The sequence below is a fragment of the Streptomyces torulosus genome, from assembly GCF_001419765.1.
Classification (GTDB): Bacteria; Actinomycetota; Actinomycetes; order Streptomycetales; family Streptomycetaceae; genus Streptomyces; species Streptomyces torulosus.
This window is the reverse complement of record NZ_LIRK01000204.1, coordinates 57,675-64,370: the sequence shown is the minus strand read 5'-3', so window position 1 is coordinate 64,370 and position 6,696 is coordinate 57,675. Positions and strand designations below refer to the sequence as shown.

Sequence of the window (6,696 nt, the reverse complement as noted above, 5' to 3'; positions counted from 1 at the left end):
CGGCACCAACCAGCAGTGGACACTGCGGTAGCGGAATCAACGCCCATCCGCTCCTTCGGGACAGGAGCGGATGCCGGCAGCGGGGCCCGACCGGGTGCGGGCCCCATCGCGCCACGGTGGATCTGTGGATCTGCGGACACCCGCGCCGCGACGGCAACGGCCTCGCTCGCGGCAGAACCCGTGGGCGCCTCTAACGTCGCAGCCGGGTCGGCTCGCCCGGCCCGCTGCGGCGCACCACCCACGCCTCGGTGATGTGGGTGAACATCGCCTCGGCCGCACCCTTGGGGTCGTGTCCGGCGATCCGCTCGTAGATGCGCCGATGGCCCTGGTTGGACGCGACGCACAGGGCGCGGCCGGTCCGGCCCACGTAACGGGCGGAGTCGATGACCTGGCGCTCCAACGAACGGACCACGGCACGGCCGATGCGGTTCCCCGACGCCTGCATCACGGTGTCGTGGAACGCCCGGTCCTCGTCGTGGTACGAAACGGGGTCGTCGACGAGCTCGTCCATCCGCTCCACCAGCCTGCGTAGCTGGTCGATCACCTCGGCGTTCGCCAGGCGGGCGGCGACGTTGGCCATGTCGGACTCCAGCACGCGGCGGGTCGCGACGAGGTGATCAAGGGTGGCCAGGCTCTCGTCCTCGGCGATGGTCGCGCCGAGGACCAGCTCGTCAAGCATGTTCCACATCGCCGGCGGGGTGACCATCGTGCCGGCGCCTTGGCGGACCTGCACCAGCCCCTTCTCCTGAAGAATCTTCACCGCCTCGCGGACCACGGTGCGGCTGACCGAGAAGGTCGCGCAGAGCACGGGCTCGGGGGGGAGCGGCGAACCGGACGGATGGACTCCACGGACGATCCGCTCCACCAACTCAGCCGTGACCGCGGCGGCGAGGTTCGCCGGGCGCCGACTCCAGGCGGGGACCTCGGAGGCGCCTGCGGATGACTGCGGTACTGCCGTCATGACACCCCCCGGGACCCGCGCCGTGCCACGGATTCCCGCTCACTATACGGCATCCGGTTGACGTCATACGTCATACGAGTTACATACGTCATACGAGTTGCGTTCCTCCTCAACCTCAACTGCCGGACAGCCGGCCACCTCAGGAGAGTGGGGCAGCAATGAAGCAGCGAACACTGTGGTCGGCGATCCTGGTCGCCGGGCTCGTTGTCTTAGCCGGCTGCGGAAGCGCCTCCGACCCGGATGCGGCGTCCGGTGGTTCGAAGGGCAAGCTCGTCGTCTGGGACGGGAAGTCCGGCGACGCCACGGCGTCCTCATACGTCAAGAAGGCCAAGGCCGACTTCGCCGAGCGGCATCCCGGTGTGACGGTCGAGTTCGTCGCGCAGCCGTTCGAGCAGTACTACACCCTGCTCGGGGCCGCCATCCAGGCCGGCAAGGGGCCGGACGTCATGCTCTTCAACGGCGGCGGGCAGATCCGTGACCGCGCGGACTCCCTTCTGCCGCTGGACGAGTACGTCCGTGACGACAGGAAGCGGCCGGCCGGGTGGGAGGCCTTCACCGAGGACGGCACGACCTACGCCGCTCCGGTGACCTTGCAAGGTCACCCGATCCACTACAACAAGTCGCTCTACCGGAAGGCCGGGCTGGAACCGGAGCAGCCGGCCACCAGTTGGAACGAGTTCGTCGCCGACTGCCGGACCCTCACCAGGTCGACCGGTGCCGGGTGCTTCGCGCAGGGCAACAAGGAAGGCATCGGAATCCAGTTCTTCCTGTCCGGGCTCGGCTCGGGCGTCCTGTCGCCCCAGGAGTACGACGACTGGATCGCCGGCGAGCGGGACTGGTCCTCTCCGGCGGTCAAGCGGGTCTTCTCGCTGTGGAGAGAGGCCAACGTCTCGACGCGCTGTTCTGCTGGAACGACGTGCTCATCGCGCTGTTGATGATGCCGTCGGCCGACCATCGCACCCTGATGGCGGGCATCACGTCCCTGCGCGGCCAGTACTCCGCCGACATCCCCACTTTCGCAGCCGGTGTCCTGATCGCCGGGCTGCCCGTGTTGGTGACCTACCTGTTTCTGCAGCGCCAGATCGCTGACAGCGTGACGGCCGGCGCGACGAAGGGCTGACGCATGCGCATCACCGGGTACAGAACCCTGACGACGACGCAGCATTGGGGGCGATCCGTCGGTGACGCCAACGGCGTCTACGGCGACGGCGTCGTGCCCGTGCCGGTCGTCATCGTCGAGACCGATGAGGGGATCACCGGAGTCGGCCTGGGACCGCACGTGGAGGCCGAGGCGGTCTTCGCCGCCATCGACGGCCAGGACCCGCGCGCGGTGACCGCCCTCTACGACCGCATGCTGCGGCACACCTTCAAAGCCGGGCACGCCGGCGTGGTGTTCGGCACGATCGGCGCGTTCGACACGGCGTTGTGGGACATCAAGGCACAGGCCGTGGGTGAGCCGCTGTGGCGGTTGCTCGGCGGCAACGACCGCACGGTCCACGCCTACGCCTCCGGCCTGGACATCGGTCTCACCGACGACGAACTCGTCGCCACCTACCAGGTCTACGCCGAACGCGGGCTGAGGGCGGCGAAGCTCAAGGGCGGCCTGGACATCGAGCGTGACCGGCACCGACTGTCGCTCGTACGCGAGGTACTGACCGAGGCCGCGCACGGGGCCCGGCCCGGGCTCATGCTGGATGCGAACGAGTCCTGGAGCCGCAAGCAGGCGGTACGCCACGTCGGTGAACTGGAACGCACACTCGACCTGACCTGGATCGAGGAGCCGGTCCGGCGCTGGGACGCCGACGGCCTGGCCGCTGTCAGCCGTGGCGTACGGACGGCGGTCGCCAGCGGGGAGAACCTCACCGGCCTCGAGCAGTTCCGCCCGCTGATCGCGGCGGGAGGTCTCGACATCGTCCAGACGGCCGCGGTCTGGGGAGTCACCCACTTCCTGCGGGTCGCCGCGCTGGCCCACGCCCACGACCTGCCGGTCAGCCCGATCGGCAACACGCCTGTCGCGCTGCTGCACGCCGCGACGTCGGTGCCCAACCACCTCGTCAGCGAACTACAGGGCCTGCGGCCGCCGATCGGCGTCGCGATGGACCTGCACGTCGAGGACGGAGCCTTTGTGCTCGGCGACACGCCGGGCCTCGGCATCCGGATCCACGAGACGGTGATGACCGCGGCCAGGCAGCGGACGGCACACGCACCCGACGGACCGCACATACGGCCGGAGCACGCCGGCCGGCGGCTGCTCGCGGTCACCCCCGGACCATGCCGATCCACCGCGGAAGGGACGTTCGACACCATGGGAATGGAGGATCGATGAACGCGGTTGTCTACCGCGGGGCACGCACCCACGAGATCGAGATCCGGGTCGCCGAGGCGCCGGCCCTGGCGAAGGAGCGGGGCGGGCGCGGCGTCAGCACCATCGCACCGGGCCGCATCGCCACCGGCGACACCGAGGCGTTACGCGCGGACCCCCGGCGCGACCGGGCGATCCTCGGCCGGATCCCGGCCGGTCGCCGGAGCCGCGCCGACGATCTCGTCGGGGCCACGGTGTTCCTCGCCCCACCGGCGTCGGACCGTCTCAACGGCATCGTTCCTCCCGTCGACGGCGGACGGCCGGGGCGATGACGGGCCGCCCAGCATTACCAGCCGGCCGCGCCCGAGTCGATCGTGCGAGCGAACCCGAGGGTGGCGACGTGCGCGGCACCTGCGGCGGCCTCGCCCGAGGCGGCATGCATGGACTCATGATGCGAGCGGACCGAGCGGACCGAGGCGACGAGACGAGCCTGGTCGTCGCCGCACAGGCCGGCGATCCACGAGCGCTCGACGACCTGGCCGCGACGTACCTGCCACTGGTGTACGCGATCGTGCGCAGGGCACTGGGTGAGCTCGCGGACGTCGACGACGTGGTGCAGGAGACGATGCTGCGGGCACTTCCTGAACTGCGCACGTTGCGCACCCCGGAGTGCTTCCGGCCCTGGCTCGCCACGATCGCGACACGACAGATCAGCACCCATCTGCACCGGCGGCATGCGGATGCCGAACGGACGGCCCCCCTCGACGAGATGACCGACCCGCCGGACGCCGACGCCGAGAACCTCGCCCTGATCCACGTCGAGCTGTCCGGTCATCGCCGAAAGACCGTACGCGCCAGTCGATGGCTCGACCCGGACGCCCGGACGCTGCTGTCGCTGTGGTGGCGGGAGACCGCGGGCCGGCTCACGAGGGCGGAGCTCGCGGCGGCGCTGGGAACGAGCGTGGCCCACGCGGGTGTACGCGTCCAGCGGATGCGCAACCAGCTGGAGCTGAGCCGGTCACTCGTCGCGGCGCTGGAAGCCGGCCCCCGGTGCCCACAGCTGACCGCCGCGCTGGGGGGCTGGGACGGCGTACCGAGCGCGCTGTGGCGTAAGCGCATCACCCGGCACACCCGATCCTGTGCGGAGTGCGGCCGGGCCGCCGACGAACTCGTGCCCCTTGAGCGGCTGATCGTCGCCTTGGCGCTGCTCCCCGTCCCGCTGGCGCGGCCCGCCACGGTGCTCGACAGACCTGCGCTCGCCGGGGCCACCGAGAACGCCGTCGTTGCGGGAGCCGAGGCGGCCGAGGTCGGATCCGGGCCGGTTGCCGGCGTTGGGGCTGGGCTCCCTCGGCCAACTCGTCTGAGAGCCGATCGAATCGGCACCCAAGTACCCGCGTTCGGCAACGGTGCCGTGCTTTTCGGCACCACGGCGACTGCGACTGCGACTGTTCCAGTCGGCCGCCGATAACGAAAACTGCCGCGATTTACCTGCGTCCGGCATTCTGATTTCACTGCTTGAAAAGGTTATGAGGGGTGGTCTTCAATTATTGATGCTTCCCTCTTGAATGGACCATGGCAATCTGCCAATCTTCTAGAAGTCGACGCCGAACGTTCCCCATTCATGACCTGGGAAAGCGGAAGCCAAAAGCGATCCGCGAAATGCTGGCGTCAGTACGGTGAGTTGGCTCCGAAGACCCGGGACTTGAGTCACGAGGAGCCGATCCGGGCCGGGTAACGACCATCCGGGCGAAGCCGGGGAGCAAGGCTTTCCAGGCGCCACGGCAGCGGCATGACGCTGACATGCTCGCTGCGCGAGCGACCTGGGAGGGGGCCGGCGTGGAGAGGGCAAGCTCCGCGCCGGCTCGGCCGGCTGCCGGCAGGCGGCCAACGTCAAGATCCTTTACAGCGCAGACGTGACCACACCGCCAACCGGGAAGGCGCGACCATGCCCCGCACCCGCCGCCGGCGCTACCTCGCCCGGGCGCTCGCCTACATCCTGACCGTTCCCAGCGTGCTGGCGGTCGTCGAGCACGAGAGCGCCTCGCCGACCGCTACCGACACGTCCCAGTTCCGCGGCGTCAACTGGGCCCGGCTCGGTGACAACTTCCACGGTGGACCGCTGGTCCTGCACGGGTTGAGCGGCTCTGACAACTACCAGACGGTCGTGGCGAAAGCCAACGCCATCTACAACGGCTTCGAGAACAACCTCGGCGCCAACACCGTTCGGCTCCCGATCAACACCTACACAGTCGGGACGAGCTGGTGGAGCGCGTACACGGGCGCGATAGACGCAGCCACCGCGAAGGGATTCAAGGTCGTCCTCTCCTACTGGGACGACGGGGTGGCCGCCCGCGGCGGTCGCATCGTCAACCCGAGCGCCTTCGACGCCATGTGGAACACGGTGCTTGCCCGGTACGGCTCCAACAGCCTCGTCTACTTCGAGCCGATGAACGAACCGGCGGGACACAGCGCCGCCGAGTGGGCGAACGTGGTGAGCAACTGGATCAGCAGCCACCCGTCGATTCAGCGGAACCGCATCTTCGTCAGCGGCGCCGGCCTGAACACCGACATCAAATCCATGTGCGCCGACCGCCGCCTTGACGGGACGTTTCTGTCGCTGCACCACTACACGTTCTTCAGCGGCGCGAAGACCTACGACCAGTGGATGGCCTACCTGCGGGACGCGTTCGGCTCCTGCGCCGACCGCACTGTCGTCGACGAGTTCGGCGCCCCGATGGACACCGGGCTCAGTTATCACGATGCCGGCAGCACCGACAACTTCGTGCGCTACTTCCGGGCGACCACCACGGTGCTCCGGGAACTGCGGATCGGCTCCGTCTACTGGCCGGGGCTGGGCGGGAAGATACGCGCCGGCCAGGGCGACGACTGGTATGCCATGCAGAAACTGCACGGCACCGGTACCGACCTCACGCTCAGCACCCCCAGCGCCAGCGGCCGCGAGCGCCTCAGACACGGCTGGGGCTTGGACGGCGACGTCCCGGCCCCGGCCGGCCTGCTGCGCAACGTCGGCACCGGGCGCTGTCTGGACATCCCCGGCGGGACCACGGCGAACATCCAGGTCCAGGTGAACACCTGCGACAACACGGTCGGCCAGCAGTGGACCTTGACGGCCGGCGGGCAGATCACCGCACTTGGCGGCCGCAGGTGCATGGATGCGTACAACAGCGGGACGACGAACGGCACCGTGGTCGGCACGTGGGCGTGCAACGGCGGCGACAACCAGCGGTGGACGGTGGGCGGTGACGGCACCATCCGCAGCGCTCGATCAGGCCTCTGCCTCGACGTGAACACCGCCACCTTCAAGGCGCAGCTGTGGGCGTGCTGGGGCGGCGACAACCAGACATGGCAGATCCAGAACACGGACACGCGACGCGACGCCCGACTCGGCGGACACGGTGCAACGTAACCGCCG

General features: G+C 69.3%; 7 protein-coding genes. 6 read left to right on the top strand and 1 reads right to left on the bottom strand.

The features are described 5' to 3' along the window. Positions 1-190 precede the first annotated feature (190 nt). Positions 191-961 carry a FadR/GntR family transcriptional regulator gene (locus tag AOK23_RS15215; protein ID WP_079049492.1) on the bottom strand — a complete coding sequence of 257 codons (771 nt, stop codon included), beginning with the start codon at positions 959-961 and terminating at the stop codon, positions 191-193. 158 nt (positions 962-1,119) lie between these two features. Between AOK23_RS15215 and AOK23_RS15210 the strand changes: the two genes are divergently transcribed. The 6 genes from AOK23_RS15210 to AOK23_RS15185 all read left to right on the top strand — a co-directional run bounded on the left by AOK23_RS15210 (position 1,120) and on the right by AOK23_RS15185 (position 6,690). Beyond that, positions 1,120-1,896 carry an ABC transporter substrate-binding protein gene (locus AOK23_RS15210; protein ID WP_240496396.1) on the top strand — a complete coding sequence of 259 codons (777 nt, stop codon included), beginning with the start codon at positions 1,120-1,122 and terminating at the stop codon, positions 1,894-1,896. Beyond that, positions 1,878-2,081, top strand: a complete 204-nt coding sequence (locus AOK23_RS15205; RefSeq protein ID WP_055713251.1) for an ABC transporter permease family protein — start codon at positions 1,878-1,880, stop codon at positions 2,079-2,081. Before AOK23_RS15210 ends, AOK23_RS15205 begins: the two co-directional genes overlap by 19 nt. 3 nt (positions 2,082-2,084) lie before the next feature. After that, positions 2,085-3,287, top strand: a complete 1,203-nt coding sequence (locus AOK23_RS15200; protein ID WP_055713250.1) for a mandelate racemase/muconate lactonizing enzyme family protein — start codon at positions 2,085-2,087, stop codon at positions 3,285-3,287. Continuing rightward, positions 3,284-3,595 carry an SDR family oxidoreductase gene (locus tag AOK23_RS15195; protein WP_055713249.1) on the top strand — a complete coding sequence of 104 codons (312 nt, stop codon included), beginning with the start codon at positions 3,284-3,286 and terminating at the stop codon, positions 3,593-3,595. The genes AOK23_RS15200 and AOK23_RS15195 overlap by 4 nt, the downstream gene beginning before the upstream one ends. A gap of 116 nt (positions 3,596-3,711) precedes the next feature. Beyond that, positions 3,712-4,731, top strand: coding sequence for an RNA polymerase sigma factor (locus tag AOK23_RS15190; RefSeq protein WP_240496395.1), 1,020 nt, complete (start codon positions 3,712-3,714; stop codon positions 4,729-4,731). 477 nt (positions 4,732-5,208) lie between these two features. After that, a complete protein-coding gene (locus AOK23_RS15185; RefSeq protein WP_055713248.1) occupies positions 5,209-6,690 on the top strand; it encodes a ricin-type beta-trefoil lectin domain protein in 1,482 nt (493 codons plus the stop codon). Positions 6,691-6,696: the final 6 nt, after the last annotated feature.

What these genes read in the sequence shown, in the direction of transcription:
- AOK23_RS15215 (WP_079049492.1), bottom strand. Translation starts at nt 961, where the DNA reads ATGACGGCAGTACCGCAGTCATCCGCAGGCGCCTCCGAGGTCCCCGCC.
- AOK23_RS15210 (WP_240496396.1), top strand. Translation starts at nt 1,120, where the DNA reads ATGAAGCAGCGAACACTGTGGTCGGCGATCCTGGTCGCCGGGCTCGTT.
- AOK23_RS15200 (WP_055713250.1), top strand. Translation starts at nt 2,085, where the DNA reads ATGCGCATCACCGGGTACAGAACCCTGACGACGACGCAGCATTGGGGG.
- AOK23_RS15195 (WP_055713249.1), top strand. Translation starts at nt 3,284, where the DNA reads ATGAACGCGGTTGTCTACCGCGGGGCACGCACCCACGAGATCGAGATC.
- AOK23_RS15190 (WP_240496395.1), top strand. Translation starts at nt 3,712, where the DNA reads ATGATGCGAGCGGACCGAGCGGACCGAGGCGACGAGACGAGCCTGGTC.
- AOK23_RS15185 (WP_055713248.1), top strand. Translation starts at nt 5,209, where the DNA reads ATGCCCCGCACCCGCCGCCGGCGCTACCTCGCCCGGGCGCTCGCCTAC.